We start from the raw sequence: 15,904 nt of genomic DNA, 5'->3' as shown, positions 1-15,904 counted from the left end.
GGATGAATGCTGAGATTATTGCGGTTGGAACTGAATTATTACTTGGACAAATTGCAAATACAAATGCCCAGTTTTTATCTGAAAAGTTAGCTTTAATTGGAATTAACGTGTACTATCATACTGTTGTTGGTGATAATAATAAGCGACTGCAAAAGGCGATTGAAGCTGCGGAAGAACGTGCTGATATACTTATTTTTACAGGTGGATTAGGACCGACAAAAGATGATTTGACGAAAGAAACGATAGCGGCTAGTTTAGATGAAGAGCTTGTGTATGATGAAAAGGCATTAGCCTTAATAAGTAATTACTTTAAGCGTACAGGCCGTGAATTTACGGAGAATAATAAAAAGCAAGCGCTCGTTTTAAATGGAGCAACAGTATTTGCAAATGACCACGGTATGGCGCCTGGTATGGGGATAAATAAGAACGGAAAAGTTTATATTTTATTACCAGGGCCGCCAAAAGAAATGAAACCAATGTATGTAAGTTACGTGGAGCCTTTTTTACGTAATTTTACAACAGGAGAAAACATTTATTCTCGTGTGCTTCGTTTCTTCGGTATTGGGGAGTCCCAATTAGAGGTGAAAGTTCAAGATTTAATTGATGGACAAACAAACCCAACAATCGCCCCGCTAGCAAATGATGGAGAAGTGACATTACGTTTAACCGCTAAGCATCAAAATGTTAGCGAAGCGGAGAAACTAATTCAACATGTGGAAGATTTGATTTTAGAAAGAGTAGGAGAATTTTTCTACGGATATGACCAAGAATTTTTGCATTATAAGGCAATCGAGTTATTGAAGAGAAAAGGGTTAACTTTAGCATGTGCAGAAAGTTTAACAGGTGGTCTTTTTGGAAATCAAGTAACTGAAAATGCTGGTGTTTCTTCTGTATTTAAAGGCGGTGTCATTTGTTATCATAATGATGTGAAGCAACATGTATTACGTGTGCCTGAAGAAGTGTTGCATACTGATGGTGCAGTTAGTAAAGAATGTGCTCGTTATCTTGCTGAAAATGTTAAGGATTTATTAAAAGCGGATATCGGAATTAGTTTCACTGGGGTAGCAGGGCCAGATGCTTCAGAACAGAAAGAGCCAGGAACAGTATTTGTTGGATTGGCGATTAAAGGTGAACAAACTGCAGTCTTTCCTCTTAATTTAAGTGGAAGTCGTCAACAAATTAGAGAACGCTCGACAAAATATGGATTTTATCATTTATATAAAAAGCTAGAAGAGATATAAGTTCTTCTAGCTTTTTTTATAGTTAAATTCCGTATTTATGTAATGGAAAATAAAAAAATCGAATAAATGTTCGATTTTTGTTGGCAAATTGAATTGAAAATAGGTATAATAAGATTAGCAATTCAGTTAAGGAGGAATTTTGAATGAGTGATCGTCAAGCGGCATTAGATATGGCGTTAAAACAAATAGAGAAGCAATTCGGTAAAGGTTCAATTATGAAATTAGGAGAACAAGCGGAACGTAGAATTTCTACAATTTCAAGTGGTTCTTTAGCACTTGATGTGGCACTAGGGGTAGGCGGATACCCACGTGGCCGTATTATCGAAATTTACGGACCTGAAAGTTCAGGTAAAACGACAGTTTCATTACATGCAATTGCAGAAGTGCAACGTCAAGGTGGACAAGCAGCATTCATCGATGCGGAGCACGCAATGGATCCTGTATATGCACAAAAATTAGGCGTTAACATAGATGAATTACTATTATCACAGCCTGATACAGGGGAGCAAGGATTAGAAATCGCGGAAGCACTTGTACGAAGTGGTGCGGTTGACATTATCGTAATTGACTCTGTAGCAGCTCTTGTACCGAAAGCAGAGATTGAAGGCGACATGGGTGACTCACACGTAGGTTTACAAGCACGTTTAATGTCACAAGCACTTCGTAAGCTTTCAGGAGCAATCAACAAATCAAAAACAATTGCAATCTTTATTAACCAAATTCGTGAAAAAGTTGGGGTTATGTTCGGAAATCAACTACAAGTTGCTTAATCGAAAAGATTAAGGAGTTTACCATGGGTTTCCCTTGCTAGTGATAGCATGTTAAAAAACCTTGTGAACCTTATTGCCTAAGGGTGTAACTATCCATATAGTTGCTAACGGTGAAGCCCACCATTATTTAGGGTAATACCGTGCCAAGCTCCATAGTGATATGGGGAAGGTGTAGAGACTACCGAAAAGGACTTTTAGTTAACTGAGTAGGGTACGGCAGATGATAGGCTACTGCTGGAAGTGCAAGGCTCTCTGTAAAGAGATGAAGAGATAGTCCGGACTATAGAGATGGAAAATCTATAGATAGTGCCAGAAACAACTCCAGGTGGTCGTGCGTTGAAATTCTATTCAACTGTCCGTCTTGAAGTGCGTCGTGCGGAGCAATTAAAGCAAGGTAACGACATCGTTGGTAATAAAACAAAAGTAAAAGTAGTGAAAAATAAAGTAGCGCCACCATTCCGTGTTGCTGAAGTTGATATTATGTACGGAGAAGGTATTTCAAGAGAAGGTGAAATCTTGGATATGGCTTCTGAGCTTGATATCGTTCAAAAGAGCGGTGCTTGGTATTCTTATAATGAAGAACGTTTAGGACAAGGTCGTGAAAATTCGAAGCAATTCTTAAAAGAGAATACGGACTTAAGAGAGGAAATTGCCTTCTTTGTTCGTGATCATCACGGAATTGGTGAAGATTCTGGTGTGGAAGACACGGAAGATTCAACTCTTCAAGATTAAAAAATAAAAGACACGGGTCCCGTGTCTTTTATTTTTTTACTTTCTATTAAAGGGGCATCTATCGTAGTGGTTAAAATATTTTTTGACTCAAATGGGATGTGTAAAGAGGAATATTCATACGTTTTAAGGGAATAAAATGGTATTTACTAAGGTTTTCCAGGATAATATGCTATCAATTTTTCAAATTCAGATAACATTCAGGACTGAAGGTAAAGAAAGTAAAAGTAGACAACGCTTGACAATGAAAATTACGATAGATACAATGAGAATGTATATTTTTTCTTATATACGATATACTCTTCTCAAGAAGAGAAGTAATATTCGGAGTAAGGTTTAAATCTTACCGAAATAATAATATGACATTTTAATTGTGAAATGAAGAAAGTCCCTTAAAAAAGCGGGACGACGGTCTTTGCTGTATGTTGTAATTTAATGTACATGCCGACAGTCTTTTTTCATTCATAGCAAGGGGAGGTGAAATCATGAGTAGTACAGTTTGGATACTCATCTCCATTTTGCTTGCAACAACAGTCGGTGCAGTTGTTGGCTTTTTTGTTCGAAAGTCTATTGCTGAAGCGAAGATTAATGGTGCGGCTAATGAAGCGAAACGTATTCTAGACGAAGCGAATCGTGAGGCTGAAGCACTTAAGAAAGAAGCGCTTTTAGAAGCAAAGGATGAAATTCATACACTTCGTACAGAAGCTGAATTAGAAATTCGTGACCGTAGAAGCGAATTACAAAAACAAGAAAATCGTTTAATGCAAAAAGAAGAGAACCTTGATCGTAAAGACGAAACGCTCGATAAACGCGAGCAGCAGTTAGAGAAGAAAGAGGATTCTCTTGTAGCGAGACAACAACAGATTGAAGAGTTGGAAAGCAAAGTGGGAGAGTTAGTTCAAAAGCAACAAACAGAATTAGAGCGCATTTCCAATCTGACACGCGAACAAGCGAAAGCAATTATTCTTGGTAAAGTAGAAAATGAAGTTTCTCATGAAATCGCTGTTATGGTAAAAGAAAGTGAAGTTCGCGCGAAAGAAGAAGCGGATAAGAAAGCAAAAGAGATTTTATCTCTTGCAATGCAAAGATGTGCAGCTGATCATGTTGCTGAAACAACCGTTTCGGTTGTAAATCTTCCAAATGACGAAATGAAGGGACGTATTATCGGGCGTGAAGGTCGTAATATTCGTACGTTAGAAACTTTAACGGGTATTGACTTAATTATCGATGATACACCAGAGGCGGTAATCCTTTCTGGATTCGATCCAATTCGTCGTGAAACAGCTCGTATCGCTCTTGATAAACTAGTACAGGACGGACGTATTCACCCAGCGCGTATTGAAGAGATGGTCGAAAAATCAAGACGCGAAGTGGACGAGTATATTCGCGAAGTCGGAGAGCAAACAACGTTTGAAGTGGGTGTTCACGGATTACACCCAGATTTAATTAAAATTTTAGGTCGTTTAAAATACCGTACAAGTTATGGACAAAACGTCTTAAAACACTCTATGGAAGTTGCATATTTAACTGGACTTATGGCAGCAGAGCTTGGCGAGGATGAAAAACTAGCAAGACGTGCTGGTCTATTACATGATATCGGAAAAGCGATTGACCATGAAGTAGAAGGTAGCCACGTTGAAATTGGTGTTGAACTCGCAACGAAATATAAAGAGCATCCTGTAGTTATAAACAGTATCGCATCTCACCATGGTGACACAGAACCAACTTCTATCATTGCAGTTTTAGTTGCAGCAGCAGATGCTTTATCAGCTGCAAGACCGGGAGCTCGTAGTGAAACGCTTGAAAACTACATTCGTCGTCTTGAAAAGTTAGAAGAGATTTCAGAGTCTTATGAAGGCGTTGAAAAATCATTTGCAATTCAAGCAGGACGTGAAGTTCGTATTTTGGTAAAACCAGATACAATCGATGACTTAGAAGCTCATCGTTTAGCTCGTGATATCCGAAAACGTATTGAAAATGAACTGGATTACCCAGGACATATTAAAGTAACTGTTATTCGTGAAACACGTGCAGTGGAATACGCAAAATAAAGTGGTGAACACCACTTTATTTTTTTGTGTTGGAATTGGATAAAATAAAGACAGTTAGTTATTTAGCATAAAAGTGAAACAAACTTATAATAAACATATTATAAGGAATTTACTTGATGCTATAGCAATAAAAAATGCAGTACATAGAAAGGGTAAGACATATGAGAATATTATTTGTTGGGGATGTAGTAGGATCTCCTGGTAGAGGTATGATTCAACAGTACGTACCGGCATTAAAGAAAAAATATACACCTACAGTAACAATCATTAATGGAGAAAACGCAGCAGGTGGCCGTGGGATTACAGAAAAAATATATCGAAACTTTTTAGAGTGTGGGGCACAAGCAGTTACACTTGGAAACCATGCTTGGGATAATCGTGAAGTATTTGAATTCATCGATGATGCAAAATATCTTGCAAGACCAGCTAACTTCCCAGAAGGAACTCCAGGAAAAGGACTTATCTTTGTGAACTGTAATGGAACAGAAGTTGCAGTTATTAACTTACAGGGGCGTACTTTCCTTCCTCCGATTGATTGTCCATTCCGTAAAGTGGATGAATTAATTAATATTGCGAAAAAACGTACGAATATTATCTTTATTGATTTCCATGCGGAGACTACAAGTGAAAAACAAGCGTTAGGTTGGTATGTAGATGGACGTGCTACAGCAGTAGTAGGTACGCATACGCATGTCCCTACAGCGGATAACCGTATTTTACCAAGCGGAACGGCATATATTACAGATGTTGGGATGACAGGGCCATATGATGGAATATTAGGTATGGACCGAGAAGCAGTATTGAAGAAGTTTTTAACGAACTTACCGGTACGATTTGAAGTAACAAGTGGTAGAACGCAATTAAGTGCAGTGTTAATTGATGTGGATCCAAATACAGGAAAAGCAAAGAAAATTGAGCGCATTTTAATTAATGACGATCAACCATTTTTTGAGTAAATTTCCGTTAAATTTTAGATAAGTTATTATATTTTAATTTTTTAGATAAATTACGAAAATTTAGCAGGAATACGCGCCATTCCTCGTGAATATAAGTTAAAGTGAAATAATTGCTAATACTTTTTAAAGAAACGAGGAGGAAACGCGGAATGGAAATATTAAAAGTTAAAGCAACGTCGGTCCCTAATTCTGTAGCTGGTGCACTTGCAGGTGTTATTCGCGAACGCGGAACAGCAGAAATTCAAGCTATTGGTGCAGGTGCATTGAACCAAGCGGTAAAGGCAGTAGCAATTGCAAGAGGATTTGTAGCGCCTAGTGGTTTGGACCTGATTTGTATCCCAGCGTTTACAGATATTATGATTGATGGCGAAGAGCGTACAGCAATAAAATTAATTGTAGAACCTCGTTAAGTTTAAACAACCTGTTTGCAGTATGCAAACAGGTTGTTTTTATAATGGAGGAATGAAAATGAAAATTTTTGATGCTCATTGTGATGTGCTCTTTCAGTTATGGAGTGCAAAGGGAAAAAAGAATTTTAAAAACGATCCGCAATTACATATTACATTTGAACAGTTAAAAGAAAGAAAAGGAAGTATACAATGTTTTGCTGTATATGTGCCAGAAACAGTGGCGTATGAAAAACGATTTGAAGCGGCATTACAAATGATAGATATTTTTTATAATGAAATTCTATCGCTACCAGGTGTGAGATTTATCCGAACGAAAGAGGATATAAATAGATTAAAACAAGACGAGATTGGCGCGCTATTAACGTTAGAAGGGTGCGAAGCAATTGGTAAAGAAGCGATGAAATTACGTTTGTTTTATCGGTTAGGTGTACGTTCTTTCGGATTAACATGGAACTATGCGAATTTGTTAGCTGATGGGGCGCTAGAGACGCGTGGAGCAGGTTTAACTACTGTTGGTAGACAAGTTGTACAAGAGTTGAATACTTTGCACTTATGGACGGATTTATCACATTTAAATGAGAGAAGTTTTTGGGATGTGATAGAAATTGCAAATAACCCAATTGCATCCCACTCAAATTGTTATAAACTGTGTGAGCATCCACGTAATTTAAATGACGAACAAATTAAAGCGCTTATACAGAGAAATAGCATAATCGGTGTTACTTTTGTACCGCAGTTTCTAATAAGTGAAAGACAAGCAAATATAACAGATATAGTAAAACATATCGAATATATTTGCTCGCTAGGTGGAGAAAACAATATAGGGTTTGGTTCAGATTTTGATGGGATTGTAGATACGGTTGTCAATGTATCTGCCTATGGAGATTATGAAAATGTCATGAATGAGCTTTATAAATACTATGCTGCATCTACTGTAGAAAGATTTTTATATGATAATTTTGTTGAACATATGAGTTTTTAAGTTTTTGGTTTAAAATTCAGAATAATCAAAAATAATTCATTTGATTTTATTGCTTTTTTTAAGACCTAATACTAGAATGAAAAACAAAATAGCTTTATACTAAAGATTCAGGGAAATCAGAAGAGGCATAATTTGCGTCCGTTGTAGTTTATTTGCATAAAAAATGCTAAACTATTACTGTAAAAAAATACACTACAATGAATGCAGCCAAAAGGGGTGTAGGAGATGATTAGTCAACTTTCATGGAAAGTTGGAGGCCAACAAGGTGAAGGAATTGAAAGTACAGGAGAAATCTTCTGTATTGCATTAAACCGATTAGGATATTACCTATACGGTTACCGCCACTTCTCATCACGTATAAAAGGCGGCCATACAAATAATAAAATTCGTGTAAGTACAACAGAAGTACGAGCGATCTCAGATGATTTAGATATTTTAATTGCTTTTGACCAAGAAACAATTGATTTTAACTTCCACGAACTACGTCCAGGTGGAATTGTAGTTGCGGATGCGAAATTTAATCCAACAATACCTGATAATACAGATGTAAATCTATATGTGATACCGTTTACAGATATTGCTTCAGAATTAGGCACATCATTAATGAAAAACATGGTTGCTGTTGGAGCATCAAGTGCAGTATTAGGATTAGACGAAACAGCTTATTTAGATGTTGTTGAAGAAATCTTTGGTCGTAAAGGAGAGCAAGTCGTTCAAAAGAATATGGACGCAATTAAACGCGGCTCTCAATATATGAAAGAATTACTAGGTGAGAAAGTAAACATGATGCAGCTTGAAAAAGCTGATGGTAAAAAACGCATGTTTATGATTGGAAACGATGCAATCGCATTTGGTGCGGTAGCTGGTGGTGCTCGTTTTATGTCAGCATACCCAATCACACCTGCATCAGAAATTATGGAATACTTAATTAAAAAATTACCGAAAGTCGGCGGAACAGTAATCCAAACTGAGGATGAAATCGCAGCTTGTACAATGGCAATCGGTGCAAACTATGCAGGTGTTCGTACATTAACTGCATCTGCTGGTCCTGGTCTTTCATTAATGATGGAAGCAATTGGTTTAGCAGGTATTACAGAAACCCCATTAGTAATTGTTGATACACAACGTGGCGGTCCAAGTACGGGATTACCAACGAAACAAGAACAGTCTGACTTAATGGCGATGATTTACGGTACGCATGGTGAAATTCCAAAAATCGTAATGGCGCCAAGTACAGTTGAAGAAGCTTTCTATGACATTGTAGAAGCATTTAACTTATCTGAAGAATATCAAGTTCCTGTTATTTTCTTAACAGATTTACAGCTTTCGTTAGGAAAACAAACAGTAGAACCACTTAAATTAGATAAAGTGGAAATTCGTCGTGGTAAGCTTGATTTAGAAGCGGAATTACCAGAACGTGAAAATAAAGCATACTTCAAGCGTTATGAAGTAACAGAAGATGGCGTTTCGCCGCGTGTTTTACCGGGTATGAAAAATGGTGTTCACCATGTTACAGGTGTAGAACATGATGAAACTGGGAAACCATCTGAATCAGCAATAAATCGTAAAGATCAAATGGACAAACGTTTCCGTAAAATGGAGAACTTGAAGTTTAATACCCCTGTTTATAAAAATGTTAAGCATGAAGAAGCAGACGTATTGCTTGTTGGATTTAACTCAACTCGTGGTGCAATCGAAGAGGCAATGACGCGTTTAGAACAAGAGGGTATGAAAGTAAACCATGCTCATGTGCGTTTAATTCACCCGTTCCCAACAGCTGAAATCGATCCACTTGTGAAAAAGGCGAAGCGTGTTGTAGTAGTAGAAAACAATGCAACAGGTCAGCTTGCTAACATTATGAAAATGAATCTTGGTAATGGTGAGAAAATTTCTAGTCTTTTAAAATATGATGGAAACCCATTCTTGCCGAAAGAGATTTACAACGAATGCAAAAAAGGGGTTGTATTAAATGGCAACATTTAAGGACTTTCGTAACAGTGTAAAGCCGAACTGGTGCCCAGGTTGCGGAGACTTCTCGGTGCAAGCTGCAATTCAACGTGCGGCAGCTAACGTTGGCTTAAATCCAGATGAACTTGCTGTTATTTCTGGTATCGGCTGTTCAGGCCGTATTTCAGGTTATATTAATTCGTATGGTGTGCATAGTATTCATGGTCGTGCCCTTCCGATTGCACAAGGTGTGAAAATGGCAAATCGTGATTTAACAGTTATCGCTTCAGGTGGTGACGGTGATGGATTTGCGATTGGTATGGGACATACAATCCATTCTATTCGTCGTAATATCGACATTACGTACATCGTAATGGATAACCAAATTTACGGGTTAACAAAAGGGCAAACTTCACCACGTAGTGAAGCTGGGTTTAAAACGAAAAGCACACCACAAGGTTCAATTGAACCATCACTAAATGTAATGGAAATGGCTTTAACAGCTGGTGCGACATTTGTGGCGCAAAGCTTTTCGAGTGATTTAAAAGAATTAACACAAATTATTGAAGCTGGTATTAACCATAAAGGATTTTCATTAATTAACGTATTTAGCCCATGTGTTACTTACAATAAAGTAAATACTTACGATTGGTTTAAAGAGAACTTAACGAAACTAAGCACAGTAGAGGGATATGATCCATCTAATCGCATGATGGCTATGCAAACGTTAATGGAAAATAACGGTTTAGTAACAGGTTTAATTTATCAAAATACTAAGCAACCATCATATCAAGAACTTGTTAAAGGCTATAGTGAAGAGCCTTTAGTGAAATCTGATTTAAATATGGATCAGAAAATGTTTGATGAGCTTGTTGCTGAATTTATGTAATGTAGGAAGAGGAGGTTGCCGATTTGGTAACCTTTTTTTATGTGCAAAAAATATAGGGTAGTTTTATTTACTTAGAAAATTCAGAATGGTAAAATAATATGTAAATCGTTGTATGAAAATGGCAAGTTCATTGCTTATGAAATGTAAGATAATAAAGGGCCTCTGGATTGTTAAAATTGGCGAAACACGTCATACTATGGTAATGTTTATAGGGATAAAGCAATATGCTTTTGGGTAGGACAACAAGAAATAATAAAAAGGGAATGTCTATTTGCGTGGGGAAGACTTCATTCTTATGAATGATTAGATTGATTACTCAAGTTTCAAAGGACAAGTTATCTCCAAGCTATCTAACCATTTTTGAGGTGAGTCTAAGCGCATTAAAATGGACTATAGAGTGTGTATAGTTAAGGGTGAAAGGAGATTACCGATGAACGAGCAACAACGATTAGCAAGTCAACAAGCAAATTCCTCTACGAAAAAAGAAGAGAAAGATTATAGTAAATACTTTGAAAGTGTATATCAACCACCTTCCTTAAAGGATGCGAAAAAGCGAGGGAAAGAAGAAGTTAAAATTGAACGGGATTTTGGCTTACCTGAAGAGTTTCGTAATTTTGGTACAGGAAGAAAGTTCTATATTCGTACATATGGTTGTCAAATGAATGAGCATGATACGGAAGTAATGGCAGGTATTTTCACAACGCTTGGATATGAACCAACTTTTTCAACTGAGGATGCAGATGTAGTTTTATTAAATACTTGTGCGATTCGTGAAAATGCTGAAAATAAAGTGTTTGGTGAACTAGGCCATTTAAAGTCATTAAAACGAAGAAATCCGGACCTTTTAATTGGTGTATGTGGTTGTATGTCTCAAGAAGAATCTGTTGTAAATAAAATTATGCAAAAAAATCAGCATGTAGATATGGTGTTTGGAACGCATAATATTCATAGATTACCGTACATTCTAAAAGATGCGATGTTCTCGAAGGAAACGGTAGTTGAAGTTTGGTCAAAAGAAGGGGACGTAATTGAAAACCTTCCGAAAGTACGCCGTGGTGATATTAAAGCTTGGGTAAATATTATGTATGGCTGTGATAAGTTCTGTACGTATTGTATTGTACCGTATACACGCGGAAAAGAGCGAAGTAGACGTCCAGAAGATATTATCCAAGAGATTCGTCACTTAGCTGCGAATGGTTATAAAGAAATTACATTACTTGGACAGAACGTAAATGCATATGGTAAAGACTTTGAAGATGTAGAATACGGTCTTGGTGATTTAATGGACGAACTTCGTAAAGTTGATATAGCCCGTATTCGTTTTACAACGAGCCATCCACGTGATTTCGATGATCACTTAATTGAAGTACTTGGCAAAGGTGGCAACCTAGTAGAACATATCCATTTACCAGTTCAATCTGGAAGTACAGATATGTTGAAAATTATGGCGCGTAAATATTCGCGTGAGCATTATTTAGAACTTGTAAGAAAAATTAAAGAAGCAATTCCAGATGCAGTATTAACAACAGATATTATCGTTGGTTTCCCAAATGAAACAGATGAGCAATTTGAAGAAACGATGTCGTTATATCGTGAAGTAGGATTTGATACTGCCTTTACATTTATTTATTCTCCTCGCGAAGGTACACCAGCTGCAAAAATGAAAGATAATGTACCGATGGAAGTAAAGAAAGAACGTCTTCAACGCTTAAATACACTAGTAAATACGTTGGCAATTGAAAAGAATAGTCGTTATAAAGGTCAAATTGTAGAAGTGTTAGTTGATGGGGAAAGTAAAAATAATCCGGAAGTACTTGCAGGTTATACTCGTACGAATAAACTTGTAAACTTCGTCGCTTCAAAATCTTTAATTGGTCAGCTTGTGAAAGTAAAAGTAACGGAAGCAAAAACTTGGTCTCTTAACGGGGAATTAGTTGAAGAGCCGATTGAGGTGAAATAATTGATGAAAGCATATTCGAAAGATGAAATTGTTGAACAAGCGAAAGAATTAGCAAAAATGATTTCTGAAACAGAAGAGGTTGATTTTTTTAAGAAAGCAGAGGCGCAAATTCATAAAAATGAAAATGTAAAGCGCGCAATCGATGAAATTAAAGCACTGCAAAAACAAGCAGTAAACTTGCAACATTACGGGAAATGGGAAGCTTTAAAAAAGGTAGAAGCTGAAATTGATGCATTGCAAGATAAGTTAGACAGTATTCCAGTCGTACAAGAATTTAAATCTTCACAAACATACGTAAATGACTTATTACAGTTAGTTGCTAGTACAATTTCTAACAACGTAACAGATGAAATATTAATTTCAACTGGTGGCGATGTACTTAAGGGTGAAACTGGCGCAGCGGTAGAAAGTAAAAAAGGAAATTGTGGTTGTTAAAGAGATGTCATATTGACATCTCTTTTTTTTGTGGATTAAACGTAAGTTCTTCTCAAAAAAAAGAATGACACATTCCGCTATTGTCACGCATATGATTAAGTGAATAGTGATTGAGGAGGGTTACGAATGTCCGAATTTAGAGAGATTATTACAAAAGCAGTGGTTGGAAAAGGACGTAAGTATACAAAGTCAACGCATACATGTGAATCGAATAATGAACCAACAAGTATTTTAGGGTGCTGGGTAATTAACCACTCGTACGAAGCAAGAAAGAATGGGAAGCATGTGGAAATTGAAGGTTTCTATGATGTGAACACTTGGTATTCATTTGATGGAAATACAAAGACTGAAGTTGTAACAGAACGTGTGAACTACACGGACGAAGTAAGCATTGGTTATCGTGATAAAAACTTTTCTGGTGACGATTTAGAAATTATTGCTCGTGTTATTCAGCCACCAAATTGTTTAGAAGCGCTTGTATCACCAAACGGTAATAAAATTGTTGTAACTGTAGAACGTGAATTTGTAACAGAAGTAGTTGGAGAAACGAAAATTTGTGTAAGTGTAAATCCTGAAGGCTGCGTAGAATCAGATGATGATTTTCAAATTGCTGATGATGAATTTGAAGAATTAGATCCGAACTTTATCGTTGATGCAGAAGAAGAGTAATAGAAAGCTAGGGAGAAGTTCTTCCTAGCTTTTTACTTTATATAAGTGGCGCTGAATGAACATGATTCTTTATGAAATATGTTATAATGAAGAAAGACTCCTGAAATAGGAGATATGGATGTTCGTGAAATGCGACATATATGAATATAGATTATTATGTAAGAATTATGGAGGAAAAGTATGACGCAATATACCCCTATGATACAGCAATATTTAAAGGTTAAGGCAGATTATCAAGATGCCTTTTTATTTTTTCGCTTAGGCGATTTTTATGAAATGTTCTTTGAGGATGCTGTAAAAGCAGCTCATGAGCTTGAGATTACATTAACGAGCCGAGATGGTGGCAGTAGTGATCGTATACCGATGTGCGGTGTACCGCATCATGCAGCTAAAAACTATATTGAACAACTTGTTGAAAAAGGATATAAAGTTGCTGTTTGTGAGCAAGTGGAAGATCCAAAAACAGCTAAAGGTGTAGTGCGCCGTGAAGTAGTACAACTAATTACGCCAGGAACGATGATGGAAGGGCGTACAATTGATGAGAAAGAAAACAATTTCTTAGCCGCATTAACACATTTTGAAGATGGATCATATGCTTTAGCTTGTAATGATTTAACGACTGGACAAAATACAGTAACGTTGTTAACTGGTTCAGTAGAAGATATTTTATTGGAAGTGTATGCAACTGGTTCGAAAGAAATTGTTGTAGATTCTTCATTTTCTAAAGATGAATTAAATAAATTAACTGAAACGTTAAAAATGACAATTTCATATGAAGATGCAACGGCAATTCCTGAAGGATTAGAACATCTTGTGAAAAATGTTTCGCAAGCAAAGTTAATTAAAGCGATTGGACGCTTATTTAACTATGTGATAAGAACGCAAAAACGTTCATTAGATCATTTACAACCTGTAGAAATTTATTATACGAATCAATTTATGAAAATTGATGTGCATTCAAAGCGAAATTTAGAGCTGACAGAAACACTTCGAACGAAAGAAAAAACAGGATCATTATTATGGCTATTGGATAAAACAAAAACAGCTATGGGTGGTCGTATGTTAAAACAGTGGATGGAACGTCCACTTATTCAGAAAGAAAAAGTTGAAGAGCGTTTAGAAATGGTTGAAACATTTGTAAATGATTACTTCTTACGTGAAGATTTAAAAGAAAAATTAAAAGAAGTATATGATTTAGAACGTTTAGCAGGAAAAGTTGCATTTGGTAATGTCAATGCAAGGGACTTATTACAGTTAAGACGATCTTTACTTCAAGTACCAGCTATTTTAGAAGCGATTAGTTTGTTAGATAATGCTTATGCAGCAAGGTTAATTCAAGGGGCGGATCCATGTGAGAGCTTAACTGAATTACTAGGAAGAAGTATTCAAGAAAACCCACCGCTTTCTATTAAAGATGGAGATATTATTAAAGACGGTTATAATGACAAGCTTGATCAATATCGTTACGTTAGTAAAAACGGAAAAACGTGGATCGCTGAGCTTGAAAAACGAGAGCGTGATATTACAGGAGTTAAATCGTTAAAAATCGGGTACAACCGTATTTTCGGCTACTACATTGAAGTGACGAAGGCGAATCTTGCAGCACTTCCAGAAGGCCGCTACGAACGAAAACAAACGCTTGCTAATGCTGAACGTTTCATTACAGATGAACTGAAAGAAAAAGAAACGTTAATTTTAGAAGCAGAAGAAAAAATTGTACAACTAGAATACGATTTATTTACAGCGCTTCGTGAAGAAGTAAAAGTATTTATTCCGAAATTACAACATTTAGCAAAAGTAATTAGTGAATTAGACGTACTGCAAAGTTTTGCGACAGTTAGTGAAGAAGAACAGTTTGTAAAACCTGTACTAACAACGAAGCGTGAAATCTTTATTAAGGATGGTCGTCATCCTGTCGTTGAAAAAGTATTGAACGGGAAATTGTATGTACCGAATGATTGTATTATGCCAGAGAAGATGGATGTCTTTTTAATTACAGGACCGAACATGTCTGGTAAAAGTACGTATATGAGACAATTAGCACTTGTAACTGTTATGTCGCAAATCGGTTGTTTCGTACCAGCAACAGAAGCAGTATTACCTGTATTTGATCAAATCTTTACGAGAATTGGTGCAGCAGATGATTTAATTTCAGGTCAAAGTACATTTATGGTTGAAATGTTAGAAGCGAAAAATGCAATTGCAAACGCATCAGAAAGAAGTTTAATTTTATTTGATGAAATTGGACGTGGTACATCTACGTACGATGGTATGGCACTTGCGCAAGCAATCATTGAACATATTCATGACCAAATTGGTGCGAAAACGTTATTCTCTACGCATTATCATGAATTGACGGTGCTAGAAGAAAGTTTAGATCAACTGAAAAATGTACACGTTTCAGCAATTGAAGAGAATGGTAAAGTAGTATTCCTTCATAAAATTCAAGATGGAGCAGCAGATAAAAGTTACGGAATCCACGTTGCGCAACTTGCAGAGCTTCCAGATAGCTTAATTGCCCGTGCGAAAGAAGTGTTAGCACAACTAGAAGGACAAGAAGAAATTATTATTCCAAAGCGTGTAGAAGTGAAAGTGCAGGAGCAAGAAGTTATTCCAGAACCTGTAGTTGTAAAAGAAGAGCCAGTAGAAGTACCAGAGGCGAAAGTAGAGACTGAGGAAGAATCACAACTATCTTTCTTTGGAGGAGAACAGTCTTCGAAGAAACAAGACAAGCTTGCGTTAGATCAAAAAGAAACAGCAGTACTGGCGCAAATTAAAAAAATTGATTTACTTGATATGACGCCTTTAGAAGCGATGAACGAACTGTATCGCTTACAGAAAAAGTTAAAGAAAGGATGAGTAAGT

11 protein-coding genes and 2 pseudogenes are annotated in these 15,904 nt (G+C 36.6%); all 13 read left to right on the top strand.

Going from position 1 to position 15,904, the window contains the following annotated elements; genetic code table 11:
* Positions 1 to 2: 2 nt before the first annotated feature.
* Positions 3 to 1,241 (top strand): competence/damage-inducible protein A, encoded by a 1,239-nt coding sequence (locus JFU02_RS10195; RefSeq protein WP_000990682.1) that lies wholly within the window; start codon positions 3 to 5, stop codon positions 1,239 to 1,241.
* A gap of 143 nt (positions 1,242 to 1,384) precedes the next feature.
* Positions 1,385 to 1,993 (top strand): annotated as a pseudogene (gene recA / locus JFU02_RS10190) (recombinase RecA); the annotation flags it as partial.
* Between the two features lie 327 nt (positions 1,994 to 2,320).
* Positions 2,321 to 2,743: pseudogene (locus JFU02_RS10185) on the top strand (recombinase RecA family protein); the annotation flags it as partial.
* 482 nt (positions 2,744 to 3,225) lie between these two features.
* Entirely contained in the window at positions 3,226 to 4,791 is a 1,566-nt protein-coding gene (gene rny / locus JFU02_RS10180) for a ribonuclease Y (RefSeq protein ID WP_000099769.1), read from the top strand.
* 161 nt (positions 4,792 to 4,952) lie between these two features.
* Positions 4,953 to 5,747 (top strand): TIGR00282 family metallophosphoesterase, encoded by a 795-nt coding sequence (locus JFU02_RS10175; protein ID WP_001221092.1) that lies wholly within the window; start codon positions 4,953 to 4,955, stop codon positions 5,745 to 5,747.
* A gap of 149 nt (positions 5,748 to 5,896) precedes the next feature.
* The gene (spoVS, locus tag JFU02_RS10170) at positions 5,897 to 6,157 is read left to right on the top strand and encodes a stage V sporulation protein SpoVS (protein ID WP_000404341.1); all 261 of its coding nucleotides are present in this window, start codon (positions 5,897 to 5,899) and stop codon (positions 6,155 to 6,157) included.
* Positions 6,158 to 6,179: 22 nt separating this feature from the next.
* Positions 6,180 to 7,139: a dipeptidase gene (locus JFU02_RS10165; protein ID WP_003307701.1), complete on the top strand. Its 960-nt coding sequence runs from the start codon at positions 6,180 to 6,182 to the stop codon at positions 7,137 to 7,139.
* Positions 7,140 to 7,364: 225 nt separating this feature from the next.
* Positions 7,365 to 9,122: a 2-oxoacid:acceptor oxidoreductase subunit alpha gene (locus JFU02_RS10160; RefSeq protein ID WP_000625417.1), complete on the top strand. Its 1,758-nt coding sequence runs from the start codon at positions 7,365 to 7,367 to the stop codon at positions 9,120 to 9,122.
* Positions 9,109 to 9,975: a 2-oxoacid:ferredoxin oxidoreductase subunit beta gene (locus JFU02_RS10155; RefSeq protein ID WP_000190155.1), complete on the top strand. Its 867-nt coding sequence runs from the start codon at positions 9,109 to 9,111 to the stop codon at positions 9,973 to 9,975. The genes JFU02_RS10160 and JFU02_RS10155 overlap by 14 nt, the downstream gene beginning before the upstream one ends.
* A gap of 430 nt (positions 9,976 to 10,405) precedes the next feature.
* Complete coding sequence (gene miaB, locus JFU02_RS10150) at positions 10,406 to 11,935, top strand: tRNA (N6-isopentenyl adenosine(37)-C2)-methylthiotransferase MiaB (RefSeq protein ID WP_001005392.1); 1,530 nt, start codon at positions 10,406 to 10,408, stop codon at positions 11,933 to 11,935.
* Positions 11,936 to 11,938: 3 nt separating this feature from the next.
* Positions 11,939 to 12,370 (top strand): YlbF/YmcA family competence regulator, encoded by a 432-nt coding sequence (locus tag JFU02_RS10145; RefSeq protein ID WP_000649387.1) that lies wholly within the window; start codon positions 11,939 to 11,941, stop codon positions 12,368 to 12,370.
* Between the two features lie 126 nt (positions 12,371 to 12,496).
* Entirely contained in the window at positions 12,497 to 13,039 is a 543-nt protein-coding gene (gene cotE / locus JFU02_RS10140; RefSeq protein WP_001288799.1) for an outer spore coat protein CotE, read from the top strand.
* A gap of 180 nt (positions 13,040 to 13,219) precedes the next feature.
* Entirely contained in the window at positions 13,220 to 15,898 is a 2,679-nt protein-coding gene (gene mutS, locus JFU02_RS10135; protein WP_000195992.1) for a DNA mismatch repair protein MutS, read from the top strand.
* The last annotated feature ends 6 nt before the right edge of the window (positions 15,899 to 15,904 follow it).

It is taken from the genome of Bacillus sp. TH13, from assembly GCF_016651175.1.
GTDB classification, from domain to species: Bacteria; Bacillota; Bacilli; order Bacillales; family Bacillaceae_G; genus Bacillus_A; species Bacillus_A thuringiensis_S.
Note: the sequence above shows the minus strand (reverse complement) of the source record. Positions and strands in the feature narration are given on the sequence as shown.